Below are 24,928 nucleotides of genomic sequence, written 5' to 3'. Positions count from 1 at the left end.
ATGCCCGTTCCTTTCCGGGAAGCCCGTTAATGCTCATTTGGTTAAAAAGGCGGCCCCAAAAGCTTAAGGGGCGCGCCTGCCTTGCATGCCGTTACTTGCCGAGGTAGTTGTCGTAAGCTTCCTGATAGACGGCAATGATTTCTTCGATTTTCATTTGCTTCAGTTGCTGTACAAAGCGATCGTATTCATCAAACGAACGGTTGCCCATCACGAAACCGTTGGCATATTCATCGCGGTAGGTGCGAATATCCGCCAGCAGCGATGCGACTTTATCGTTTTGCTGTGTAGTCAGCGTAATTGGCGGGAACGCCTTGTCAAAATTGATGTATTTCCCTACTTTTTGCTTAGCTTCAATCGCTTCTTCCATGTCATATTGCTCCAGGTAACGCTCGTCTGCAACCGTCGACCACATTCCGCCGCCAATGGTGTAGCTGAGCAATGATTCCGTGGAATTGAGCCCCTCCGGGTTGTTGAACACGGCATCGGTAAACTTCGGATAACCGTCAACCATCTCGTACGATACGCCCTCTTCGCCAAAGTTGTTCAGCATAATGCCTTCCTCTGAATATTGGAAGTCAAGCCATTTGACCGCTTCTTCAATATGTTTGCTCTTGGCGGAGATCGCTACGCCTACTGTTCCAAGCGGCCATGCGTGGAAGCCGAATCTTTGCTCGCCCTTCGGTCCAACCGGCGGCTCCGTGCCAACCAGCTTGAACGTTGGATGATCTGTCATCAAATCAGTGAACGATCGCATATACGATCCGGACCAGCCTGCCCATGCCCCGGCGCGATCCGTTGTTACCTTCTCGGTCAAAAATTTAAAGTCAGTATCTACAAGATAGTTCTGATCAAGCAGCCCTTCGCTGTACAGCTTGTTCAGCCATTGCAGCAATTCCTTGTATTCCGCCTCGTACGGCGCGAATTTCACTTTTCCGTTATCCACGTAGAACTCCCAATCGGTATTGAACGCAGGTCCGAAAGTGCGGATGATATGCTGCAAGTTCACAGCTACATAAGGAATCTCGTCCGCAATGCCGTTTCCGTTCGGGTCCCCTTCCTTGATAGCCTTAAGAACGGTATACCAGTCGTCGATTGTTTTCGGCTCCTCAAGCTTCAGCTTTTCCAGCCAATCCTGGCGAATTTGCGGATACATCTGAACCAGATTGTATTCATGCAAGTTCAATTGGGGGAACTGATAAATTTCGCCGTCGGCCGTCGTCAGCAGCTTTCTCAGCTCTGGATTATTGTCCAGAATTTTTTTGAAATTAGGGGCATGCTGCTCAATGTAAGGGGTAAGCTCGACGAATGCCCCTTGCTGTCCGTACTTTGGACCTTCCGTCACCATGTTGCTGTAAGCGACAAGATCGGGAATTTGGCCGCCTGCCATAAGTAGATTGAACGCCTCGACGCCGTCAGCGCCGCTGCCCTGAATCCAGTTGATATTAATGTTTGTAAGCCCTTCCATCTTGATAAAAGAATTTTTTTCGTTATAATTCTGGCCGCGGAAGTTGCCGTCCGATACAACCCATGTATCCAATGTCAGCTTATCCGCCACGATCGGCAGCGCTCCGGCTTCGGGCTTGCCTTCATTCCCCTCGTTGCTTGATGTTGGCGATGGCGACGCGCTAGGCGACGCCGCCGGACTATTCGATTTCCCCGAACAGGCGGTAACCACCATTACAAGCGCCAGTGCAAGCGCCATCTTGGAAGCTGTTTCTTTTAGCTTATTGCTTGTCATATTCCGTTCCCCCAATCATGATTTGTACTACAAATACACTAGACGACCAGTTAACGAATTGAAAACCATTGTTTTGATGTCATTTCCTGATATGATAACGGTTTCCATAAATCAATTTAGTTTATATCTAGTGCATATTCAAATAATATAACCCGTAACCCCAAGTGTCAACCCTTTTTTAAATGCGAGAAGTACACTAGCTCGTGACCTAGACTTTCCGTTTGCGCATGTGGTTGCAAATAAAGGAGAACCGGTTATCCGAGCACTTCATTTTCGGCCCAGTCTCGGCTCAATTCCCCTATCGTCTCTCCAAGATGATTGAAATACGTTCTAAACGGCTCCAGCCCAGCGCCCTCGCCGCCCAGCAAATGAGCCAAGGTCGTTTGGACTTCCGCTTCAAGCTGCTTCAATTCAGCCCGAATATCGCCTGCTTCCGCAACAGGCGCCGTCATTTTCTTTACATCCACCACTCTTGCGGGGAACAATGGAAAGTTGTAGCGGGTCAGGCGGGCCAGCTTGCTCCCCACCCGGTCTACCGCCGCCCTGAGGAATGCGCGCTCGCTTGCCGGCGCATATTGCCAATAATCGGCTAAAGCCGCTTCGGCGCTATCGCCCCAAACGCATCTCGCGAACAAATAGCTGTTATAGCCTTGCGCCCACTTCCAGGAATATTCAGTGCCGGCGTGAGTGCATGGAACAACCAGATTCGTGACGGAGTCGATGCCGAGCTGTTTAAACAGCTCCAGGTCGTCATAGACGCGCTCCGGAAGAGCGGGGAATAACGAACTTAACATAAAGTGGTCGCTGTAATATTCAAACACGCATATATTCCTGTTTTTATCGGCCGCCTTTGCAGCCCATCGTTCCAAAGCTCTTGCGGCTCTAGCGTCCTCGGCACGGCTATCCGAGAAAGACCATGGCCGGCTATAGTCCCTGCCCCAATAGGCAAACAGGACATCGTTGCGCTCCAACGCCTCCACTCCGTCAAGCAACTCCAGCATATCCCAGGACAAGCCCGCATTATAGGCGATATGCTCGACTGCAATTTCTATGCCGGCTGCGCTCAAAGCCTCTTTTATTCGTTCCGTAAACCGGATATAGCCGGATAAAAACCGTTTTTTCTCCGCCTCGTTATCGGCGATCGCGGAATCCTCCGGCCATAGCGATATTCGGGTCAATGAGGACGGAACCTTTCCGCAATATTGCACGATACCGGCAATAACGCCGTCCTGCCAGCTCAGGTCGGAATAATCCAACTGATTTTTCTCCATTAATTCCGGCATGAAAAACTTCATGCTATGGCCGCCGAGCGTCAATGCGATGTCGCGTTTTGCCAACTCGGGGGCCAGCGCCGAACCTAGCTCATCCCATAGCATGAACGTCATAAACAGCTCGTTGATGCGGTTTTTGGCCAGCCAATCGATCACCGCCAGCAAATACGGCTCGTCCCTCAAATTCTCGTATACAAACCCTCTGCGCCGCATGGACGGAACTTGAACGGCCGGCCTATCCGCGTCATGCGCGCGAGTCTGCTCCCGCTCCGGGCCGTCTGCCTGCCGCGAGACGCGAACGGCCGCTTCTCCCGGATAAACCCATTCGATCCGGAATTCCTCTTTGCAATAGGCGTACACCGCATACAAAGCCGCCCTTTCGCAGCGGCCGGCAAGAATAACAACGTCCTCCCGGCACAGAATGACGTAGGCGTCCTCCGGGTACTCATCTCCCGCGCGTTCCTGACCGCCTTCCGCTTCCTTTTGCCAAGGCCATGCCGGCTTTGCCGCTACCGGGTCTAACGGGGCAGCCGACAAATGCCGCTCGCAATCGCTCCAGGTTCCGATAATCCACTGCTTGGCGCAGACAGCCGTTGCTCCCGCATAGACCTCGCTGATCGCTTGCAGCTCTTCGCTTGCAAAGCTTAATACCGGATGCGCTCTCAGCTGTCTGATCGCAAGTTTCCCCATCTTGTATCCCTCCCTATCGCGACGATAAAGACGAGTCGAATGAAATCGACCCGCTATCTCAACATTCCCTTAACCAGTATATCGGCCATGACCGCTTCTCTCCTTCTATCCCAAAAGGTGCTCCATAGTTCCATAGAATAGGGTAATGCGGGGCAATGCCCGCATCACCCGCAATTTTTTATTTGTCAAACAAATTCAATACCCCTTGCACGGCTTCCGCCCTCGTCAAATTCGCTTGCGGCGCAAATTTATCGTTGCCGCGTCCGCGCACCAGGCCTAAGGTTTGAGCGGCCGATACGGCGTCGGCAGCCCACGGGCTGACGGCATCCTGATCCGCGAAGCTGCCGCCCGCGCCGGAAACCGCGCCGTTGCCGCGCTTGTACTCGTAGACCCGGTAGAGAATAACAGCCATTTGCTCTCTTGTAACCGCAGCTCCCGGAGCAAAGGTATTGCCGCTTGTTCCGTTCACGATGCCCGCCCGGAACGCCGCCTCTATCTCCGCCGCGTACCAGCTGTCGGACGCTACGTCGGCGAAGCTGCCCGAACCCGCTTCCGCCGTTTCCATTCCCAAGGCCCGAACGACGAACGCCACAAATTCCGCCCTTGTCGTCACTTTCTCGGGCGCAAAGCGATCCTCGCTTACGCCTTGGGCCATCAGCATAGCCGTCATTTTTTTGATCGCTCGGGAGGCCCAGTGGCCGGAAGGCACATCCGAATACGTCTTGTCGAATTGCATAACTGCATAACGACCGGATGTCGTCGCTTCCGCAACCATGCGGCCGTTCTTGATCGCTCCGCCGATGTAAAACAGAGTTCCGTTATCGTCTATGCGATAGACGCCGGTTGCATCCGGATCGATATCGCCTTTCCAATCAAAGACGAGCGTCATCGGCTCTGCAAATTGCCCGAGCTTCTTCTCGTCGCCTTCTGGTCCGACAACGGACAGAAGGATGCTGCGAATATCGCTTCGCGCAGCAACGTCCGCCGAGTACCTTGCCGATGCGGCCTGAGCAAGCGTCTCCCCGTCTTGCCCGCTGGCCCGTTCGAAGGTCACTTTGATCCGAGCTTTCGCCATGCCTTCCGCCATCTGCTTCAATTGCTCCAGCACTTCCGCCGGAACGTCGACGGCATAATTCCCGCCGTCCAGCATGATCGACCGATTGCCGGCCAATTCGCCCGCGTTAATAGGCAGCAGCGCGTGGTCCGCGCTAGGGTCCAGCTTGACTGCAACCTCGCCCTTTGCGTTCGGACCAAGCTCGTTCTCGGATACAATCTGTCTTCCTTCTGTCTCCGGTTCAACAGGCGCGGATGGCCCCGGTGGACCTGGGTTAAGGGGAGGATTCGGATCCCCTGCGCCCGGTCTGTCCTTCTGGCGCGCGGCTTCATTCCAATACAACGTATAATCCAGCCTGGATTTGCCGTCAGCGCCCGTTACCTTGATCAGCGTTTTTTCGTTGGAGTTCATCGCTTCAACCGCAATTGTCGCGCCTTGCTTCGACGGGATGGCCTCAATCGTCGAATCCGCCGTCAGTTCTTTCACATAGCTGGTGACGCCGGTCGAGAATTCCGCGAACGGCTTGCCGTCTATGGTTACGGAACGCAAGGTCGCATCCGTCTCGGGCACCGGGATTTTCACTAATGCCGTTCCAGCATCCGGCGCATAATAGATGGTGCCGTCAAGACCGATCGTCATATCGTTCGTAAACGTGCCGTCGATCACCTTGTATTGCAAAGTCTCCGGATCAATGACGGTCAGTTGGCGGGACAATGTAGTATACAGCATGCCGTCCGGGCTCCATCTCAAATGATATGGCTTCCATTTGCTGGAGTTGTAAAGGCTTGGACGGATCATCTTGCTCTTCACGACTTCCTTCGTTTCTACATCCATCGCAAAGATCGTGCCGTCGACCGCGCCCCATAACAGGCCGTCCGGCCCGAATGAAATATCGCCGATCATCTTCGGCGTTTCGTCGATGCCCGGAATGTCAGGCGTAAATTCGGCTACTTTCCGGCCCTTGGCCACATCCCACACAAAGATTTTGGCTGCCTGTTGCGTCGGCGAGATACCGAGGCCGCCCCATACGGTAGTGCCCCCGTACAACAGGCCGTCCTTGTAAGCCAGCCCGATAATCGCCTGATCTTCGACCACATCGTCGTATTGCGTCCATTTGTCCTGCCGCTCGTCGTAGACGGCAAGCACGCCGCCGAGCATGCCGTAGTCGGCAACCGTGCCGACATACAGCTTGCCTCCGCCCGATGCAATCGCGAAAGGTCGGTCCTGATGATGTCCGATGTCATAAGACAGCACCGGATTGCTGCCAATTTCGGCCGGCTTCCGCGGATCGTATTTGTACATAACCGCTCCGACATACGTGCCGTAATAAACATGATCGTTCAAAAACCCGATTCCTTCGGGTTGAGCGAACGCCGCTATATTGACATCCATCTCGTCGGTGAACGGGTTGTAGACGCTCATCCCCCGCTGATAGCCTCCCATATAAATGCGCCCGTCCATCGGACCGCTTTCGAGAGCCTGAATCCTTACATATTGAGACGCAATATCCAAATCAACGAATTTAATGGAGTTGTCCTTCGGATTATAGTACCAATACTCGCCGTACTGCGTGATCATGGCCAGCACCGTTTCTCCAGCTCCCGCGCCTTCCTTGAGCGTAATCCATGTCATATCCTTAACGCGCAGCGTGTCCGGCAGAGGGAACGGAAGCGCAATCTTGACCGATTTATTTTGCGCCAAATCGTATTTGAACAGCTCGCTGCCGTTCTTGTAATAAATCCCGTTTTCGTTATGCGGATTCGGTTCCGCCAGCATGTTGCTGTATTGGAAACCTCCGAGAACCTCATAGGTGTCCAAGTCCATAACGACCATATTCATCGTGCTGACCGACGCGAACAGCTTATTTCCGACCACGAAAACATCGGCCATCGTGCCAACGGTGCCGCTGTACCCCGCAATCGGAATCTCGGTTTTCTCCCCTGTTACGCGATGGATCTTGAACAGATGGACATTGGCGCCCAGCGCGGCATAAATATAATCGCCGTGCACCGCAATGCCCCGGACGTAGTCCATGCCGCTCATGACGCCTCCGTAGTTTCTGAACGTACCGGAGGCAATGTCATATTCGAACACTTTGCCTATCCCTTTATCCTGGAAGGTCGCTCCATAAATTTTGCCGTCGGAGGATGCTTCCAAATCCCAGACCCAGCTGTCGGCAGGATTGACCCCTAGCGATTCAATCCGCTTCTCCGCGGGAAGATAACGATACAGCAGTCCGTCTCCGGTTGCGGCAAAATAAACGTTTTTATCCGAACCGATCGTCATAGCCCACATCGCTTCCGAATTCGGAATCAGCTGCGAAAACTTCAATTCGCCCGTCTCGGCATCCAGGACCGAAAATGGACCCGGCAAACCGTTGGAATGGAAATAAACTTCATTCTCTCCCAGACTGTTCGTCTGAATTTGCCCCGCCTGGCCCAGATTGACGCTTACCATGTCGCCAAGACGAACCGACTCCTGATAGACGCGGTCCAGTGGCTCTTCTTTGGGCAGGATTTCAAATGAAATATCGTCAAAGTATGCCTCCGTGATACTCACTCCTCCCGAGTATAACGCCACTCTGGCATAAGCAGCATGCTGAGGGACGTCCGTCTGCGTGCTCATGCGCGACCATTGATTCGTTCCCAGCGAGTTGGAGCTGAACAGCTCCGTCTTCACGCCGACTTGAACATCGTTGGCATCAAAATAATACGCTTCCAACACAATATTATGGGATTGACTGATGACGTTTACATAAGCGCTCGCAATATAGGTCTCCCCGCCTTCTATCCGGAAAGGATCGCTAATGGCCCGCAAGCCCTGCCCCGAATCGCGATCGGCAAAATAAAGGCTGTTCGAGCCGCTTCTAACGCGTTCCGTGCTAAGTTCGAGGACACCCACCGTACCGGCTCCGACGCTCCAATGCGGAATCCCGCCGGTATCGGACGGAAGCTCCAACCCAGGGTTCTGAATTTCATTCGGCAAGTCAACCGGCGTCCCGCCGCCCGCTTCCGTCATGAACAGGTCGTCAAAGTATGCCTCCGTCAAGCTTGGAACGCCGGAATTGATGAGAAGCCGCGCTTTGGTTGCGCCGGCAGGCACGGTGAATGGCACCTCCATTAAGGACCATTGCTTGACCGGCAGCTGGGCTGCGGTAAAGTTAAGGAAAGTCGGGCTGCCCACCGCCGTCCCCAGATCATTCTCGAAATGAACTTCAAGGCCTATGCTGTGGGTTTGGCTTATGACGTAAGCATAAGCGCCTGCCACATATTCGTCCCCCTCGTTCACGTCCAGAGGGTCGCTATAGGCTTGAGTGCGCGCGACGTTGGACTGATCGGCGAAATAAAGACTGTATTTGCCGCCGCGAACCGGACTGGTCGCAAGCTCCAGCACCCCTACCGTCGGCGCCTTCAGGCTCCATCCGGGAATGACGCCGGACGCCGGCTCCATCTCAAAGTCCAGATTCCGCACAGGTTCGCCGGGTCCCTCCGGCTGTTCCGGCTCCTCCGGTTGGCCGGGCAAGCTGACCGCCTCTATCGACACATCGTCGAAATAAGCTTCTGTATGTGTAGCCGTTTTGCCGGAATTGAACCTTAGCTCGACCTTGGCCGCATTGTCCGGCACCGTGAACGGAACAACAAGCTCGTTCCAGTCGTTAAGCGTCAATGTGCCCTTCGCAAAATTTTTGAAGGTCGCCGGCGTAACCGGCTTATTGTCGGCAGTGAAGAAATGGATTTCGTATCCAACGCTATGCGATTGGTTGACCACGTACGCCCACGCCTTGGCGTTATATTCGCCGCCGGGCACGACATCTATTTTCTCGCTTGCAACCTGCAATTGTTCCTGATTGGTCGGATTATTGAAATGCATGCTTGTGTGACCGGAATGCGCAAAGTCGGTGCTGGGGGCCACAGTGCTGATTGTATTTGTCGTGATCAGCCGCCAGCCGGTAATGTTGCCGGACCCATCCCCCGTTTCGAAGCCGGGATTGACGATGACCGGATTCGCATCCTCTGCGGATTCGGCAAACGCCTGCATGGATGACATAGAGAAAACCAGCGAGAACGAAAGAATGACGCAGAACCACCGTTTCATTAAACCTTTCTTCATTAGAACGCACCCCGTTAATTGAAGTTTGGTATTCCCATGTACCAGGCAAAGAGCTTTAAAAATGAATCATGCATTCACCTCCCCGGATTAGTAAGAACCCTCTATCATTGGCAGCTTGCGCCCTTCGCCGTCATACTGCGGCTCCGGTTATGCCAAGTTCCGCATTACCTGCTAGCAGCAGCTTTTGCAGGAGATCTATAGGCACGTCACCGGTAGCGCAACGAAGCTCCGCGGCCAACGCCGCCGCCGTACCGGCCGCTTGCCCGATCGCCATGCAGCTAGGCGTCAGACGCGTTGTCGCCTGGGCCTCGTGAGAGGTGGAAATACAGCGGCCCGCAAGCAGCAGATTAGCCGTTTGGAGCGGAACGATGCTTCGGTAAGGAATATCGTAGGCACCGCCCTCCCGGATAAAGTTGGCGGTCACTCCCTTTCCTTCCGGATTATGAATATCGATCGGATAGCCGCTGCGCGCAATAACATCCGCAAATTTGCGAGCGCTCAGCACATCCTGGCCGCTGAGCACATACTGCCCGATCATTCTCCGAGTCTCCCTGACGCCTATTTGGGTGCCGACGGCGGACACGGAAGCGCGCTCAAAGCCGGGAATGTTTTGCTGCAAAAAAGCTTCCAGCTCCAGCACCTGTTTGCGCCCTTCAATCTCCGCCTTTGTCAAATCCTCGCTATTGGTAGGATCCAGTCCCGACACGCGGGATGTATTGATCAGCACCTCATCCTCGCCGGGGCCGCTGAAAAACAATAATCCGTCCCGCAGGATAGGCAACCGCGCCTCTCTCCACTTGCTATAAAACCCCATAATTCCGGTTAGCGGCAAACGGTCCAGCTCGGAAATCAACGACTTCTCATAAAATTCCGAGGGGTTACTTTTCATATATTGTTTGATTGCCTGCAAATCTACGCCGCGCATGCGGAACTTCATCGTCATCGGCTGTAGCTTCCCATTATCGTTGCCTTTCTCCCATGGAGCGCCGGCCATATAGGCGACATCGCCGTCTCCTGTCGCGTCCACGTATACCTTGGCTTTCAAGTCTCTGATGCCGTTTTTTCCATATAACTTAATGGCGCCGATGCGATCTCCTTCGGTCTCTACCTCGATAACGGAAGTATGAAGCAAAATATCCGCGCCAGCTTCCGCGAGCATATCGCAAGCCAATACCTTGTATACCTCGGGATTATAAGGAGTTAACGTATGGGTGAAGCCGATCGTATCCCGCAGATGACCCGGCGAAGCCCCGAGCGCCATCAGCCGGTCCACAATTTCCTGGGCCAGCCCTTTAATCACTTGCTCTCCGGAAGCCGCGTGAAAGGTCATCCACGGGTAGACCATCGCCGCCGTGGACATGCCGCCGAGAAAGCCGTAACGCTCTATCACAATGGTTTTGGCGCCGGAACGGGCAGCGCTGATCGCTGCGGTTATGCCTGCCGGGCCGCCTCCCAAAACCGCCACATCGTATTTTTCCAAGTCGTGCATAGAAAATCAACTCCAGCTCTTGTTTTTGGAGCGCTCCCAATTTTGACATTGGGAGCGCTCCATTTTTTTATTGTAAAGATAGGACATCGGCCGTCAGCCGTGTCCCCGTCATGTTCCTCGTCAGGCTGTTCCTCTAATAATCAAATCGCTTTCAATAACGACATCCTTGGACGCGTGCCAGTCCAACTCGCCCCGCAGCATGTCCAGCAGCAGTTCCACGGCATGTTGCCCAAGCTTTTGCTTATGCTGTCTGACCGTGGTCAACGGCGGGTTCATAAAGGCTGCGGCTTGAATATCGTCATAACCAATAACGGCGATATCCTGCGGAACGCGATAGTTATGCATCGTTAAAGATTCAATGGCGCCCAGCGCCATCAGGTCGTTGGCGGCAAACACTGCATCGAATGCAAGCCCTTCCGCAATCAGCCGATCCATCTGCTTCCGCGCTTCCTCCTGCTCGGCTTTGCCGACGGCCACCAATTCCAGCCTGAACGCAATGCCCGCGTCATGCAAAGCCCGCCTGTAGCCGGCATAACGCTCCTCCTCATGCGGAGTGCCGATCAAGCCTTGAATATATACGATCGAGCGTTTGCCCTGGCCGATCAAATATTTCGTTGCATCGTACGTCCCCTGGCGATAATCGGAGGTTACGCAGGCAAGCGGCAGCCCATCGTAGATGCGTTTTCCAATGAGCACGAACGGAATGCACTGGTCTCTGTAAAATTGCAAATACTCCTCGCGGATGTTTTCGCCCATAATAATGAGCCCGTCGATTTTGCGGCTGATCGCGATTTTTTTCCAATACTCGTGATCATAATCGCTTCGATTGGAAAACAGCAGCAAATCATAGCTGTTCATAGCCGTTATAAGCTGAATGCCTTGAAGCACTTCATAGAAAATATGATGCGTCAAAAAGTCCAGCTTGGCGCCAAATACGATAACGCCGATATTCCCGGTTTTACCGCCAGCCAGACTGCGCGCCTGGGGATGCGGCGTATATCCCTTCTCGGCGATAATAGCCAGCACCTTCTGCCGCACTTCCGGCTTTACGCTCGGCTGATTATTAATGACCCGAGATACGGTGCCTCTGGAAACTCCCGCGAGAGCGGCGATGGATTCTAATGTATGCTTCACTGCAACCTCCATACACCATATCCTTCTTGCTAACAAGCTGCCCAATTGCCATTCGTAAAGAAGGTTCTATAGTGGCGCCCCAAAATTGGGAGCGCTCCAAATTGATTTATATTCCTAGTATCCTTTATCTCGGTCTTGTTTGTCAACTATAATTCCTACGGAATCGAGCTGAAATCACCCTTCCTTATGCAGTTTTCAAACAAAGTATATAAAATCTAGACAATCCAATACCATGGCTTATTTCTTCATAACTACTTTTAGCAGTTGCTGCTCCAAACCTTACGCCAAGAGCCACACCTATCTCGATACTGATCGCAATATTATCCAATGCACCCCCTATAGCAACGCCAGCACCAATTCCTATTACAAAACCAGAATTTACTTTGGACTTCTTGTTTTTATTATTGCTATTAGACTGAATCTGCTTCATAAAGCAACTTCGCCTCTTGATAGACGCCCTCATTTTAAGGTTTATCTCAGTTATAATCACAGAAAGTTTGTCGCTGCAGAACCCTACTTTCGATCCACCGTTTGTTCAAACTGTTCCGTAAAGAAATAAAAAAACCTTGATACATCAACTTTTTTTGATATATCAAGGGTCTTTTATGTCTCAAACATGTATTGCCATTCGTCTCAGTTAAAATCGAACGCCATCATCGCCTTGCGCAGCTCCTACCATGTCGGCGGTTTGCCAGACAGCAGGACGTCGGCGCGGTACAGCCTGGCGGCCAGCCAGGAACAAAAAAAAGCGGAACTACTTTACAACATTAATTCCTAACTACACCAAAATCCCCACTCCGACAGCCCATACTACTATGAAAATAGTTTGCCAAATCATCACGTATCGTTTCAATGCACCCGAGGCGATACAAACTTAAGCCGTGATATGGTTTCCGATCAACAATGGACCTAGAAGGACACTCTGGGAACACCGAACATATGGAATAGCTTTTGTCCACATTCTAGACGTTTATTTTAGTTCGATTTTCATATTAGCCTCCTAATAATATTTGCTTATTAATAGGCTCTCTTTAAAATGCCACCAATGCATTAGATTATCGATAAAAAAAATGATATACTTTGTTAGTTCATTAAATCCTCCTCTAAATGTACAAGGATCGACTAAATTAGGTTTTCTCGGTCACTGGTGCCGGAAAAAGTTCTTGAAAAAGATCTTTGACAATCGAGATCTGTTCCTGATCATACGTCAGTATTCCAATCTCCTCAATAATATACTCGCTTCCTACCCGGAAAGGATCTAGATGAATTGCAATCATATACTCGTTATTAATTATTATTCTAGTGCCCCGAATATCTGAAAACTCTTTAAAGTGTACTTCTTTTACATTCTTTTTTTTGATCTTAGATATAACAGTTCTCGACGAAGAACTATAACCAAAATATATTTTAGATTTTTGTGATAAGGTTTCTATAAGTGTCAGTAAGTTATATTCACTATTTTGCAAATCATAAAACTGATCGGTAATAATTACAAGTTCATAAGGTGTTTTTGTAGTGAGCGCTTTGAGTATTTCTTGATATTCACGATACATCAACAATCTGTCCGTATAGTAACGGCTGCTAATTTGCTCAAGTTGAATGTCTGTATTTGATAAAAGCAATGCTAACCCTTCTCTATTATGCTGTAAAGCTGGTAAAGAATATTTTTCGCCAGAGTACCAGTTAAACAAGTTGGAATCTTTATGCTTTTTGTACATTAGAGTACTGTATACTCCATCGAAAGATTTCGGATGATCCCGTAATTGATCTTTTAGGCAGCTATAATGCAATTCATTGTTCACATCATCTTCATTTGTCAAGTAATAATTGAGTCTCTGTGTTTCATGTGAATAATATACATGTGCAAGGAGCTCTTCATAAACAACAATATAGTCTTCAATATTAATGACACGATACAATTCATCTTCTCCCACAGTGTCATCACTCATCGATTTACTTCTATCCTCACCGATTCTTACATTATAAAGTTCCCTGATCTCTTGCTCATGGTTGACAAGAAAATTACCTGAAAGATCTATCTTGTTATTAAGATAAACCTCACACTTTGCCCTTTCTCTATACTTAAAAAAATATTCACTCTCTTCTTTAATAATTTCACCTGTAAGCATGTTCACATGCACATTTTCCATAAAATCTGGTTCAATCCGAATCGACTTTAGTTCCGTGAGAACCTTTCTTCCTATATCCGATAACGCTAGTTTTCTACCTAGGTGAGTAATATAATCAGATTCGCCAAGTTCTAAAAGAATATTGTCAAAATAATCCTGATCTATACCTAAAATCTCTCGGATCTGATCGTAGCTATTCCATTTTTCTTCTATTAAACGTAGAACGGCTTCATGTGCCAGAGGCACATGATACTCCCTTCGTGTAGTGATATTCAACTTCATCCGTACAAAAGGTAAACCAATCGTAATTGACTTAATGAAACGATTCCCCTCTAATTGAGGCGGCATTTTTGCTCTCAAGTCTAATATATGATCATTTTCTCGCATGTGCCTGCTCCTTACAATCGATGATTTCACATCCCTCTGTTTGAGAGATATATCGAATAATATCGGGAAGTCTATTGGTGGGTTCTGCATTATTCATAAAGTGATCTTTGTCACCTACAATAACAAGCAGTTTTCTTGCTCTTGATAAAGCTACATTAATTCTATTCTCAGATTTCTGGAATCCAATATCTCTGAATGTGTTACTCCGGACGGTACTATAGATGACAATATCTTTATCTTTCCCTTGATATGAATCTACTGTATTGACTTCTATATTCCTGATATTTTTAAATCCTGTTCTGTTAACAAAATCCTTGATAATTGTTTTTTGCAAATTGTATCCCGTAATTACTGCTATTTCATATCCTTGAGTACACTCTTCTCTGTCAAGATCCAATAGCATCTTTTTTATTATTTGAATCTCCTTGTGGTTTTTAAATGCTTTATTTTTGGAATTATAGGTTTCTCTGCGATTGTAAAGCTTGCTTGTACTAACCCATAATAGTTGTTTTCCCTTGAATAAGTTCAACGAATGCAAACGTTCAGAATCATCAATTCCCGTTTGAATTTCGTTGCCATAAAAAACCTTACTTATCATATTACCAATTATTCGATGCATTCTATATTGAGTAGTCAAGCGGATTCGATTCGTATCAGGGAAATTATCGTACAAATGCTTAAACATTCCGTTCTCAAAGTCTTCCCTTTTACCTAATGTACTTCGCTTAATTGCTTCGATGTTTAAAACAGGGGGCAACTGTTTATGATCACCTACTAATATCAACCGACTTCCTTTTAATAGTGGTATTAATAGTTCAGGTACACTCGCTTTAGCACCTTCATCCACGATTACATAGTCAAATCTCATATTTTTTGTAGATGGATTGGAATTAAACCCTGTGCAAGTACCTGCTACAATAGTTGCGTTTTCTATTAATCGTGCTTCTGAATCTTTTGCCAGTCCCAATCTAGTTATCCAATCATTCTGAATCATTGCAGTTCTTAAAATACGTGCTTTTTCGAGGTCATCATTATACATCGCTTCAATTTGTTGAACAATCAATAGTTCTTCATCAGTTTTTTGCAACTTTGACTTCAAATCAACATACTTAACTAATTCCAAGAAATCAATTCCATAATGTACTGCAAGTTGTTTCATTTTTTGACAAGATGCTTCTTTGGTTTCTCTTTCCCAAACATTCCTGGCATTATTGACGCTATATCTATCCCGAATTGCCGGTAAGATGTTTTCGTCTGCACCGATGCGGATGATTTTTGTGTTAAGATTTTGTGGGAAATGAAGTCCTTCTATCACATTATCTACTGCGGTATGTGACTGAGAAACAATTAAGGTTTTATATTTTTCTTGTGAGATATTTAAATCATTACGGTTCAATATTTGATTTACAACTTCTCTAATCACTGTTGTCTTACCGGTTCCCGGTGGTCCTTGAATAAGTGCAATTGAAGATGTATTTAGAGCTACTTTTACAGCTTCTTTCTGGTTAGAATCTATTCGTTGATTAAAAAACTCAATTGAATTAAAACTATCCAGAGACTTAGGTGTTTCAAAACCAAGAATAATGTCCTTTAAATTCTCATTACATAACGCTTCATCGTTGCTTAAAGCACGAATGGCTCTTTTTTGTTTATCAATTAATCCGAACTTAACACGATAATCTTCCACAAGAATACCTTTTTGAGGGATATTTTGTACTCGGTTTGTTACTTTCACGATCAAGTAAATCTTTTCATCATAAAATACAATTTCTTTAAATTTTCCGATAACTACGGGTTTTGACCTTTTGCCCCTTTCGGGCTCCATAAAGTCTGGATCATAAACAATAGTCGTTTCATTGGTAAAACCCAAATTTTCAACATTAGAATCAATCAATTCGAACTCCATAGTTTTATCTGAGTGACTATAATTGAAGTCTGTGTACTCCACGCTTTCAGCAGCCGAAATAATTAATTCCTTTTCTTTATCAAGATAATCGGACCAGAGTCCAAAAAAACGTTCAAATTCGGTCTGCTTGCTTTCATCAGATTGATAATCCATCCTATGATCAACTAACTCATTCACAATCTCATAGGTTTTAAATTGTTCCCTCTGTTGATATCCCATGGAATGAAAGAAGACCGGTTTCCCGTTTATTCGCAGATACTTTTTCTGAATAACGTTTCTATATTTGGGTTGAATGTACTTAAGTGCACTGATAATAAAGCGTTCGTCCTCTTCTTTATAAATACATTCTAAGAGGTAACCGTGAGGACAATAAAAGGATACGGTCTCCCCATTTTGTAGCGTTGCACTTTCCAGCTTTGAGTCTATAAAACCATAGACTTCTTGTCCGAACCATTTATCTAGATAATTACTTATAAATTCATGAATATTTAAGTTAGAAGGTACATATTTTTGAAGTTTCGCCTTGTTAAGTAACTCTAAGGGAAATCCAATCGCAAAGCTTGATTCGGATAATAGCTCCACCATTATCGTATTTAAGTCTCTTTTAAAGTCAGTAATTGTTTCATATCGTTTTTTTAAGTCAGGTTCTACCGCCTTTAGTAGCAATCGCTTAAGACGTGGAGTGACGTCCGAGTTTTGTTCAATAGAACTCATCAAGTATTCTGGGAGATCAGGTTCTTTCCCCGTTAATAGAAAGTAAATTGTTGCACCAACAGAGTAGATGTCACTTTGATACGAGGCATTTTCAGGATGATATCCCACTTCAGGAGCAGAATAGGAGTTAGATCCATATTTATAGATGGTATCACCCGTAATCATTCCTTTTATTTTTGAGAGCCCAAAATCGATTAGTTTAAGCTGTCTATAATCAATAATCATTATATTTGAAGGCTTAATATCTCTATGTATAATAGATTGACTATGAGCCGCCTCTACTGCATCCACTAATTGAATAATGATTTTTATTTTATCACTGGGTTCAATAAGTGATCGGTTTATAGTTAAAAGCTCTTCACCAGGGATATGTTCCAAATAAATCTTTCCGGAAACTTTACCATCAAGGGGAGGTGTTATTTCATACTCATCCATCTTAACGATGTTTTTATGATTCAACCTTCTAAGAGCACTTACTTCTCTTTCGAAGAAAATCTTAGCATAATGATCTAAATTCTTTACTTCCTTAATAACAAAATAGCGCTCTCTAACCGTGTCAAAATACTTAGAGACAATTGAAATTTCTGTTTCAGCAATTTTCTCCATGAACCTTGTATTTGACGACATATCTCGACCTCATTTTCTTTTATTTTCCTCATATTATATCATAATTTTACCATAAATGTAGTGGCATAGAGGTTCTAGTCGTGTTAGTCTTAATAGTACATTGGGTCTCCAGTCTAGTCCCGAAATACTATATTTTCGAAATCGGAAAAATACTTTCATTAAGAAATCGTTAGGGTTGGGATACTTAAAATGGAAATGAGAAGATCATTGCAAATAGTTGCTTATATGTTTGCCACGGTAATTGCTTCTGTTGCTTCCACCAAGATAGAGATTAATATCATTCTGATGTTGTTCCTATTCATTAAAATTGTTGGTGATATCGTCTATTCTTGCCTTACAAAGCTCCCTTCTATATTGGTATATTTATTTTTGGGACTGGCCCCATTCTTTCCAAAAATCATACTTAACATTAATTTCGCTATATGTGTTCTTCTATTTTGCTTCTTTTGGACTTATTATGCTTTTAAATTAGGTGGGCTTCTGGAAGACTATTTTCTTAAGCGAAGCGAAGAAGTCCCTTTCCAGCTTTATATGTTGTTTGTTAAGGTTTTTACATGGGGAGTAGGGGTTCTGCTATCTACTTATTTTGCTGTCACAATTTTTTCAGCGGTTATTGCTACGTTCTTTCCTGATAGTACATTTTCAAAAATAATTAGCTTATCTGAAGTGCGATCTTTTTTTGTCGTCATGATGCTCCACGGGCTCACTGCCTATGCTTTATTTCGTGTCTTTATGATATTACGAGCCTGGCTGAATAGTACAACCTACAGTTCTGTTTCAGTTAAAGTTGTTGCACCTACTGTATCTGTACTGGTCTTAGTTATATTACCGGACTTACTCTATTCAACCTTCTATAATTATCAAATACAAATGCATTCAGATAAACAGGGCGTCCTTTTAGAACTTCTTGAGTTTTTTCAATCCTTTTACTTCGCGTTTAGTTTGCACTATTCAATGCCGATTATAGACGGTACAACATATACTAGTAGTGCTTTAAAACTCATTAGCAACAATCACACTTTGAAGTTCATACAATTTGGACATATCGTCATTGCCAAAATATACGAACTTATCGCTCTTGCTGTAGTAGTCGATTTAATAAGAAATAAATTCTTTGGAAGCAATTCTAAATCATTACCAAGCTAAAATAAACTCTGACGCCTTATGACAGAACGAGTCGGACACTCTGCCGACCCTTCCCAGTATTATCACACCAATCTAACGCGATGCTCGTAATAGACCATACTAACTTAATTTATACAAAGTTCCGTCTTCAAACCAAGCGGTTCCGGTGCCCGTATCAAAAAAACTATCCATTCCATCTTTACTGCGCTGGCTGGAGCCTGAAGCTCCTTTTCAACCAACGTCAAATTATTCGTTCCCGATAACATAGGGTTCTCCAAGACGGAAAGCTGCGTGCCGCTGCTGTCAAAAACCTTCAACCGGACGAAAACGTTCGATGTGATGCCATCCGGTTTGATACACTGGATTAGCCGATATGTTTTCCCGGCCGTAATATTGCTGGAATTTCTGCTGACTGACGTTTTGCTGGCGAAGCCGGCGCTGATTTCCAGAGACTTGGTTCCTTCTCTGTAGACTGAGAAATCGATTTTGACAATCGGAGTACCGCTGAAAATGGTTGCATACCTCCGAAAGCACTCCAATCTCGTTTCATAACCAGCATTCGCAATCAAGTTTTTACCGAATATGCTCACATCCGCAAGACTAGAAAAATTGTTTTGCGTATTTCCATGTCCCACAATTCGAATATATCGGACTGCTGGATCGGAGAAACTGAAAAACTCCTAAAGTCGATATAAATAATTGATCCTTTTCTCCCGGAAACATTGATTTTAGGAGCATTAGCGTAATGCCGTTTAAAAAAGTATTCGAAAATCTGGATGCAGGAGGTGTAGCAAAGAAATATGCAGCAAGCAGGAAATTAGCAGTGGAATATGAGGTTAAGATGCTCTGCAAATAGAAGCGAAGACTCGCCTTAAACACCGCTGTAACTACGCTGCCTCTGTAGGCGATCGTGTCACATAAAATCGTATTGAAGCGCGATTTCGAAGACGATGAGCCGCACCAAAGATGGGTTACCGATGTGAGCCAGTACCGCGTCTTGGATACGTGGGTGTACCTCTCCGTCATCAAATATCTCTTCAACATTGAGACGGGTTGCCTACCACCTGAGCTTACACAACGACAAGGTACTTGTTCTAGAGGCGTTCAGGAAAGCCATCAAGAAGACAAAAGACGTGACTGGATAAGCGATCAAGGCTTCCAGTCTCACGATTACCACGACATGCTGCAACAATTGGCACCCAAATCAGCATGTCGCACAGAGGCAACTGTTATGACAATGCTTCCATGGAGAGCTTCTTCTCTCATCTCAAATTTGAAGGACTCTAACCCTATGATATCCGAAGTCTGGAAGAGGCACAAAGGGCGAATTGAGGATTATATCGAATTTTACAACTTCCGCCGCCCACAACGTAAGCTAAACAAGCTGACGCCGGTAGAGTACCGACGCCAGCTTGCAGCCTAGTTTTTTTCAATGCCCGAGAAATGGGGTCTTGACCATGATGTATTCTCTCAGTTATTACTTACTTCTGTCTCAATGATAACCGTTATTCACAATAAATCTCTTGATCCCTGCCTACACATTGAACGCCATCATCGCCTTGCTCAGCTCCTGCCACGTCGGCGGCTTGCATACAGCAGGACGCCGGAGCAGAACTACCTTACAACATTAATTCCTAACAACACCAGAATCCCCATTCCGACAGCCCATACTACTATGGCAATCGTTTGCCAAATCATCACATAGCGTTTCGATGCACCCGAGGCGATACAAACTAAAGCCGCGATATGGTCTCCGATCAACAACGGACCTAGAAGCGAGACTCCGGGAACACCGTACTTATGGAATAGTTTCTGTCCGCGTTCTAGACGTTTATTTTGCTTTTCTTGTTTACGTTCGGACGTTTTTCTTCTTTGCAGCCACTGCTTAACGCGATCACTAGCCAAGATAACAACCATAACCGAAATCCAGTTTCCGGCGATTGCTGCTACTATCGTCAACACTGCAGGGAACCCGATCGCAATCCCCACAGGTACTGCAAAGTATCCTTCGATAAATGGGATCATTCCCACAATCATAACCCCAAAGAACTGTAATATCGGATTTGAATCTTGCAGCTGCTGCAAAAACTGTTCCAACTTGTCATCATCCTTTTCCAAGTCATAACCTTACTGCCATCGATTACAATGTGTGATGTTTAAATCTTATAAGCCTTCATAGCTTTGCGAATCTCTTTCCACGAAGGACGTTTGCCGTACATCAGCACGCCCGTGCGGTAGATTTTAGCCGAGACGTATACCGACACGTAGATCGAGACGAGCAGGATGCCGAAGGATAGCAGCGTCTCCCACATCGCGACTTCCGTCAATCCCAGACGGAGCAGCATCGTAAACGGCGAGAACAGCGGGATGTACGATGTGACGGTGACAAGCATGCTGTCCGGCGTGCTGATGCTGAAAATCGCAATGTAGAAGCCGGCAAGCGAGATAAAGGTCATTGGCATTACCGCTTGGCCGAGATCCTCCGTCCGGCTGACGATGGAACCTACTGCTGCGTACAGTGTCGCGAACAGGAAGAAACCTGTAAAGAAGAACAGTACGGCATAGATGATCAGAAGCGGATCGACAAGCGACAGATCGATGTCGAGATTGCCAAGCGCGCCTTTGTTATGCGGCATGGACGCGTTGCCCAGGATAACCGCGATGTAGAAGGCGACCTGGATGATGACGACGACGAACATGCCGAAGATTTTGCCGAACATCTGCTTGAGCGGCGAGACGCTCGTAATCAGAATTTCCATAACGCGGGAGCTCTTCTCCGCCGTAATTTCCGAAGCGATCATGTTGCCGGAGGTCATAATGGCCATAAACAGGAAGATGATCATCACGTAGACGACGCCCATATTTACGCCTTGCTCCTGAGGCGTTCGACCGGAGCCTTCATAGCCGCCTTCGCCCGTATAGATTTGGACCGTATCAATTTTGATCGGCGCAGACAGCTGCGCCATCTGTTCGTCCGACAGTCCCGCATCCTTAAGAATGTTCGCCTGGCGAATGAGGATCAACGAGCCTTGAAGCGATTCCGTCATGCTGAATTCCATCAGCTTCTCGGATTTGTAAGTCATAACCGGGAATCCGTTTTCCGTCAGCTCGGTGCCGAATTCCAGATATCCTTTGATTTCGCCATCCTCGATGGCTTTCTTCAGCATGGTTTCGTTAGCTGCGGCATCGCCTTTGTCCTCGAACGGCACCATAACAATGCTCGGATTCTCTTGAGCCTCGTAGAAAGCCTTCAAGCTGTCGCCCGTGGACTGGTTATCCTCGCCCGCCATCTGGACGTAGCCCACATTTGTTGCTTTATCGCCTTTGTCGAACTGTTCGATGATATAAGGAAGATTAATGCCGATACTGATAACTAGCGCGATAATAAGCGTTGTAATAACAAATGCTTTGCCTTTGACCTTATTGCGGATCGTAAACCCTACTACCGTCCAGAAACTATTCATGACGATCACCCACCGTTCGGATAAAGATTTCGTTTAACGTCGGTTCCTTGATTTCAAAATGGTTCACGTTTGCTTGCTCCATCGCCAGCTTCAAAATTTCCGCTCCTGCCGACTCCATCGAGATCTGGATATCGTAGCCTTGCTCTGTCCTCGTGACGCCGGTAACGCCGGCTATTCTTTCAATGCCGCCGATTGCATGATCCGTGCCCAATATTACCCGTTCTCTCGGAAACCGCTTTTTGATTTCCTTCAGACTGCCCTTCAACACCGTGTTTGAGCGATGAAGAATCGTAATATTGCGGCACAGCTCCTCGACATGCTCCATGCGGTGCGTCGAGAACAAGATGCTCGTACCGGAATCGCGAAGCTCCTTGACGGTCGATTTCAACAGCTCTACGTTAACAGGGTCAAGTCCGCTGAACGCCTCGTCCATAATAACGATCTGAGGCTTATGATTTACCGCCGCGATGAACTGGATTTTTTGCTGGTTCCCTTTGGACAGCTCCTCGACCTTCTTGTTGTAGTATTCGGGAACCTCGAACTTCTCAAGCCAGTACTTGAGATTGCGATCGGCATCTCCTTTCGACATGCCGCGAAGCTGTGACAAATAAATGATCTGGTCGCTTACCTTAACCTTGGGATAGAGACCTCGCTCCTCGGGCAAATATCCGAGCTTGCTAAGTTGTTCATTGCTGTACGGTTTGCCGTTGTACAATATCTTTCCTTCGTCGGGAAAGATCAGCCCCAGCACCATCCGCATCGTCGTCGTTTTGCCGGCGCCGTTTGCGCCTAGCAAGCCGTAGATTTCGCCTTCGCCCACTTCGAATGAGTTGTTGTTTACCGCCGTTTTGTCCGCGTATTGCTTCGTTACGTTTTCGACCACCAATGGCTTCATCTTCTCAATCCCCTCGCTTCGTTTGCTTTTGTTTCCAGCCCAATGCCGTGAAGCAGAGCCGCCATAATTTCATCCAGTTCCATCGCGGATTTGCTAACGACAGTAAGTCCGGCATCCGCACACCAGGCTTCGGCATCCTGCGCTTTGCCTGTCGTTACGCGAAACGTGTTCAATCCTGCGAACTCAATGCCGGTTTGACCAGGCATATCGGCCAGATCCCTGGCTTCGATCCCTTCGCCGCTGACATAATAAGTGAACCAACTGCTAAATAATTCGTCTTTCTCGTAGAAGCCCAGCACCTTGCCTTGCGCCATAAATACGATGAAATCCGCCAGCCGTTTCACTTCGTCCACGATATGGCTCGTCATTAATATGGTGCGGTCGCCTTGATCCATATGGCGGTGCAGCAGATCGATCATTATCTTCCAGGCCAGCGGATCAAGTCCGGAAGAAGGTTCGTCGAGCAGCAGCAGCTCCGGGTTATGAGCCAGCGCGAGCGCCAGCTCCGTCTTTCTTCGCATGCCCTTGGACATCTTGCCCAGCAGCTGATGATCATTAACCTGAAGAATATGAAGCAGCTCTTGATAGCGGAACAGATCCCATCCCTTGTACCAGAACCCGTTAATCTTCGCTTTGTCGCTGCCCTTGAGCCTCGACTCATGAGCGTAGGGCTCCTCGGGGACATAACCGATATGCTGCTTGAGCTCGTCATCATCGCCGCTGCCGATTTCTTGGCCAAGCACCGTCACTTTGCCATAATCGGGCTTCGCCAGATCCAGCGCCATGCGGAACAATGTGCTTTTTCCGCTCCCATTCGGTCCGACGATGGCGGTAATGTAGCCGCCTGGAATGTCCAGCGTTGTCGGACCCAGCACGAAATCCGATTTCCGCACCGATACGTTCTCGAATGAAATCGCGGTTTCCGCCTTCCAATCGCTCATGGTTGTTCTCCTCCCGGATCGTAATGTTTGCGTACCGCTTCGCGGAACAGACCTTCGAGCTCCTCTTCCGTGCATTGCACCCGCTTGCCGGCTCCGACGGCTTGGTCCAGCGCTTCGATTACTACGGATAACCGATGTTTGTCGCGCTCCTGATCGCCGACCTTTGCCACATAAGTGCCGGTGCCTTGCCGCGTTCGGAGCAGTCCCTCCGTCTCCAGATCGCTGTACACCCGCTTGACGGTAATGACGCTGCACTTGACGGTCTGGGCCAGTTCCCGGATGGAAGGCAGCAAGGTGTCTTCTTCAAGCTGGCCGCTAACAATAAGCGCCCTAAGCTGGACTTTTATTTGATGATACAGCGGTTCCGCGCTTTGTTCGTTAATTTGGATGGGCAGCCTCACTTGATTTCACCCGCCTTTTTCCTTCACTTGGATAAGTCGCGCTTTCTTAATCTCTTCTCGATGCGGCGGAGTCCTAGCGGAATGCAGACGGCCGAGAACGCGATTGCCCCGATCGGCAGCCACCACCCGCCGTTAAGCACCGTATTGTAGCTGTTGACCAACAAGCTTTCCTTCGTCCATATCGTAATGCCGATCAACGCTCCGAGCGCTCCGAAAGCAAGGAGCATGCAATACCAGAAGTACGTGTTCCCTTTGTAGCCGATCTCTACGTACAAGTACAGGAATCCCGCAACCAATGTGTAGAATATCCAAAAGATCGCAAATTGCAGGAACGCTTGAAACTCGAAGCTGGGATTCATGAAATGAACGCTGAAATAAAAGCCGGTAAAAAACAGGATCATGCAAGGCAGCGACACCGTCAGGTAAAGCAAGAACTTGCCGAGCGCGATCTGCCCCAGCGAAATCGGCAATGTCCTCCATACTTCAAGCTTCTTCGTATACATATCCGTCTTCCAGTAAAAGTTAGCCTGCGTCCCCATCATTCCCAGACAGGGAAACAACAGCAGCGCATACAAGTCGATTCCCAAGTAGGAGAAAACTTCTGCTTCCCCGTTCAGCCCGTCGCTGAAGAACGGTACCATGAACAATAGCATCACTCCAACGAACAGCACCGGCATGATGAACTTCCATCTTGCCCACATCAACTCGCTTCTTACCAAGAACCAAGCGCCCTTCCATTTCCCCATGTTTTTCTTGCCTCCCGAACATAACATCATTATCGCTGCTACAATGCCGCTCAAGCGACTGTGTTTATATACTGTATATATCTATATACACAGTATATTCACAGGTA

At 47.5% G+C, this 24,928-nt stretch carries 17 protein-coding genes; 3 read left to right on the top strand and 14 right to left on the bottom strand.

The features are described 5' to 3' along the window. Positions 1–91: 91 nt before the first annotated feature. The 8 genes from B1748_RS01980 to B1748_RS01945 all read right to left on the bottom strand — a co-directional run bounded on the left by B1748_RS01980 (position 92) and on the right by B1748_RS01945 (position 17,249). Entirely contained in the window at positions 92–1,738 is a 1,647-nt protein-coding gene (locus B1748_RS01980; RefSeq protein WP_087566198.1) for an extracellular solute-binding protein, read from the bottom strand. Between the two features lie 254 nt (positions 1,739–1,992). Continuing rightward, positions 1,993–3,699: a hypothetical protein gene (locus tag B1748_RS01975; protein WP_087566197.1), complete on the bottom strand. Its 1,707-nt coding sequence runs from the start codon at positions 3,697–3,699 to the stop codon at positions 1,993–1,995. A gap of 178 nt (positions 3,700–3,877) precedes the next feature. Beyond that, positions 3,878–8,863: an S-layer homology domain-containing protein gene (locus tag B1748_RS01970; protein ID WP_087566196.1), complete on the bottom strand. Its 4,986-nt coding sequence runs from the start codon at positions 8,861–8,863 to the stop codon at positions 3,878–3,880. A gap of 130 nt (positions 8,864–8,993) precedes the next feature. Next, on the bottom strand, positions 8,994–10,352 hold the full coding sequence (locus tag B1748_RS01965; RefSeq protein ID WP_087566195.1) for an FAD-dependent oxidoreductase: 1,359 nt from the start codon (positions 10,350–10,352) through the stop codon (positions 8,994–8,996). Positions 10,353–10,472: 120 nt separating this feature from the next. Next, on the bottom strand, positions 10,473–11,486 hold the full coding sequence (locus tag B1748_RS01960) for a LacI family DNA-binding transcriptional regulator (protein WP_179215323.1): 1,014 nt from the start codon (positions 11,484–11,486) through the stop codon (positions 10,473–10,475). A gap of 184 nt (positions 11,487–11,670) precedes the next feature. Then, positions 11,671–11,916 carry a hypothetical protein gene (locus B1748_RS01955; RefSeq protein ID WP_087566193.1) on the bottom strand — a complete coding sequence of 82 codons (246 nt, stop codon included), beginning with the start codon at positions 11,914–11,916 and terminating at the stop codon, positions 11,671–11,673. 697 nt (positions 11,917–12,613) lie between these two features. Next, positions 12,614–14,002 (bottom strand): hypothetical protein, encoded by a 1,389-nt coding sequence (locus B1748_RS01950; protein WP_087566192.1) that lies wholly within the window; start codon positions 14,000–14,002, stop codon positions 12,614–12,616. Continuing rightward, positions 13,989–17,249 carry a serine/threonine-protein kinase gene (locus B1748_RS01945; RefSeq protein WP_087566191.1) on the bottom strand — a complete coding sequence of 1,087 codons (3,261 nt, stop codon included), beginning with the start codon at positions 17,247–17,249 and terminating at the stop codon, positions 13,989–13,991. Before B1748_RS01945 ends, B1748_RS01950 begins: the two co-directional genes overlap by 14 nt. A gap of 189 nt (positions 17,250–17,438) precedes the next feature. Between B1748_RS01945 and B1748_RS01940 the strand changes: the two genes are divergently transcribed. The 3 genes from B1748_RS01940 to B1748_RS37895 all read left to right on the top strand — a co-directional run bounded on the left by B1748_RS01940 (position 17,439) and on the right by B1748_RS37895 (position 19,797). Beyond that, a complete protein-coding gene (locus tag B1748_RS01940) occupies positions 17,439–18,395 on the top strand; it encodes a hypothetical protein (protein WP_087566190.1) in 957 nt (318 codons plus the stop codon). Between the two features lie 270 nt (positions 18,396–18,665). Next, entirely contained in the window at positions 18,666–18,845 is a 180-nt protein-coding gene (locus B1748_RS36270; protein ID WP_143810219.1) for a hypothetical protein, read from the top strand. Between the two features lie 709 nt (positions 18,846–19,554). Continuing rightward, a complete protein-coding gene (locus B1748_RS37895) occupies positions 19,555–19,797 on the top strand; it encodes an IS3 family transposase (protein ID WP_373271245.1) in 243 nt (80 codons plus the stop codon). Positions 19,798–19,988: 191 nt separating this feature from the next. Here B1748_RS37895 and B1748_RS01925 read toward each other — a convergent pair whose 3' ends face one another. From B1748_RS01925 to B1748_RS01900, 6 genes are read right to left on the bottom strand one after another with little or no spacing between them, the layout of a single operon-like run. Continuing rightward, entirely contained in the window at positions 19,989–20,471 is a 483-nt protein-coding gene (locus B1748_RS01925; RefSeq protein ID WP_087566188.1) for a small multi-drug export protein, read from the bottom strand. A 59-nt stretch (positions 20,472–20,530) separates the two neighbouring features. Then, positions 20,531–21,838 carry an ABC transporter permease gene (locus B1748_RS01920; RefSeq protein ID WP_087566187.1) on the bottom strand — a complete coding sequence of 436 codons (1,308 nt, stop codon included), beginning with the start codon at positions 21,836–21,838 and terminating at the stop codon, positions 20,531–20,533. Beyond that, positions 21,831–22,733, bottom strand: coding sequence for an ABC transporter ATP-binding protein (locus tag B1748_RS01915; RefSeq protein ID WP_087566186.1), 903 nt, complete (start codon positions 22,731–22,733; stop codon positions 21,831–21,833). The genes B1748_RS01920 and B1748_RS01915 overlap by 8 nt, the downstream gene beginning before the upstream one ends. Continuing rightward, complete coding sequence (locus B1748_RS01910) at positions 22,730–23,674, bottom strand: ABC transporter ATP-binding protein (protein ID WP_087566185.1); 945 nt, start codon at positions 23,672–23,674, stop codon at positions 22,730–22,732. Before B1748_RS01910 ends, B1748_RS01915 begins: the two co-directional genes overlap by 4 nt. After that, a complete protein-coding gene (locus B1748_RS01905; RefSeq protein ID WP_087566184.1) occupies positions 23,671–24,075 on the bottom strand; it encodes a GntR family transcriptional regulator in 405 nt (134 codons plus the stop codon). Before B1748_RS01905 ends, B1748_RS01910 begins: the two co-directional genes overlap by 4 nt. A gap of 23 nt (positions 24,076–24,098) precedes the next feature. After that, on the bottom strand, positions 24,099–24,821 hold the full coding sequence (locus tag B1748_RS01900; protein ID WP_087566183.1) for a hypothetical protein: 723 nt from the start codon (positions 24,819–24,821) through the stop codon (positions 24,099–24,101). Positions 24,822–24,928: the final 107 nt, after the last annotated feature.

The organism is Paenibacillus sp. MY03 (genome assembly GCF_002165585.1).
Classification (GTDB): Bacteria; Bacillota; Bacilli; order Paenibacillales; family Paenibacillaceae; genus Pristimantibacillus; species Pristimantibacillus agaridevorans.
This window is presented reverse-complemented; position numbering and strand designations above follow the sequence as displayed.

Coding starts and splice junctions, on each gene's coding strand:
- B1748_RS01950 (WP_087566192.1), bottom strand. CDS start 14,002: ATGCGAGAAAATGATCATATATTAGACTTGAGAGCAAAAATGCCGCCT.
- B1748_RS01980 (WP_087566198.1), bottom strand. CDS start 1,738: ATGACAAGCAATAAGCTAAAAGAAACAGCTTCCAAGATGGCGCTTGCA.
- B1748_RS01940 (WP_087566190.1), top strand. CDS start 17,439: ATGGAAATGAGAAGATCATTGCAAATAGTTGCTTATATGTTTGCCACG.
- B1748_RS01945 (WP_087566191.1), bottom strand. CDS start 17,249: ATGTCGTCAAATACAAGGTTCATGGAGAAAATTGCTGAAACAGAAATT.
- B1748_RS01915 (WP_087566186.1), bottom strand. CDS start 22,733: ATGAAGCCATTGGTGGTCGAAAACGTAACGAAGCAATACGCGGACAAA.
- B1748_RS37895 (WP_373271245.1), top strand. CDS start 19,555: ATGCTGCAACAATTGGCACCCAAATCAGCATGTCGCACAGAGGCAACT.
- B1748_RS01955 (WP_087566193.1), bottom strand. CDS start 11,916: ATGAAGCAGATTCAGTCTAATAGCAATAATAAAAACAAGAAGTCCAAA.
- B1748_RS01910 (WP_087566185.1), bottom strand. CDS start 23,674: ATGAGCGATTGGAAGGCGGAAACCGCGATTTCATTCGAGAACGTATCG.
- B1748_RS01965 (WP_087566195.1), bottom strand. CDS start 10,352: ATGCACGACTTGGAAAAATACGATGTGGCGGTTTTGGGAGGCGGCCCG.
- B1748_RS01900 (WP_087566183.1), bottom strand. CDS start 24,821: ATGGGGAAATGGAAGGGCGCTTGGTTCTTGGTAAGAAGCGAGTTGATG.
- B1748_RS01920 (WP_087566187.1), bottom strand. CDS start 21,838: ATGAATAGTTTCTGGACGGTAGTAGGGTTTACGATCCGCAATAAGGTC.
- B1748_RS01975 (WP_087566197.1), bottom strand. CDS start 3,699: ATGGGGAAACTTGCGATCAGACAGCTGAGAGCGCATCCGGTATTAAGC.
- B1748_RS01970 (WP_087566196.1), bottom strand. CDS start 8,863: ATGAAGAAAGGTTTAATGAAACGGTGGTTCTGCGTCATTCTTTCGTTC.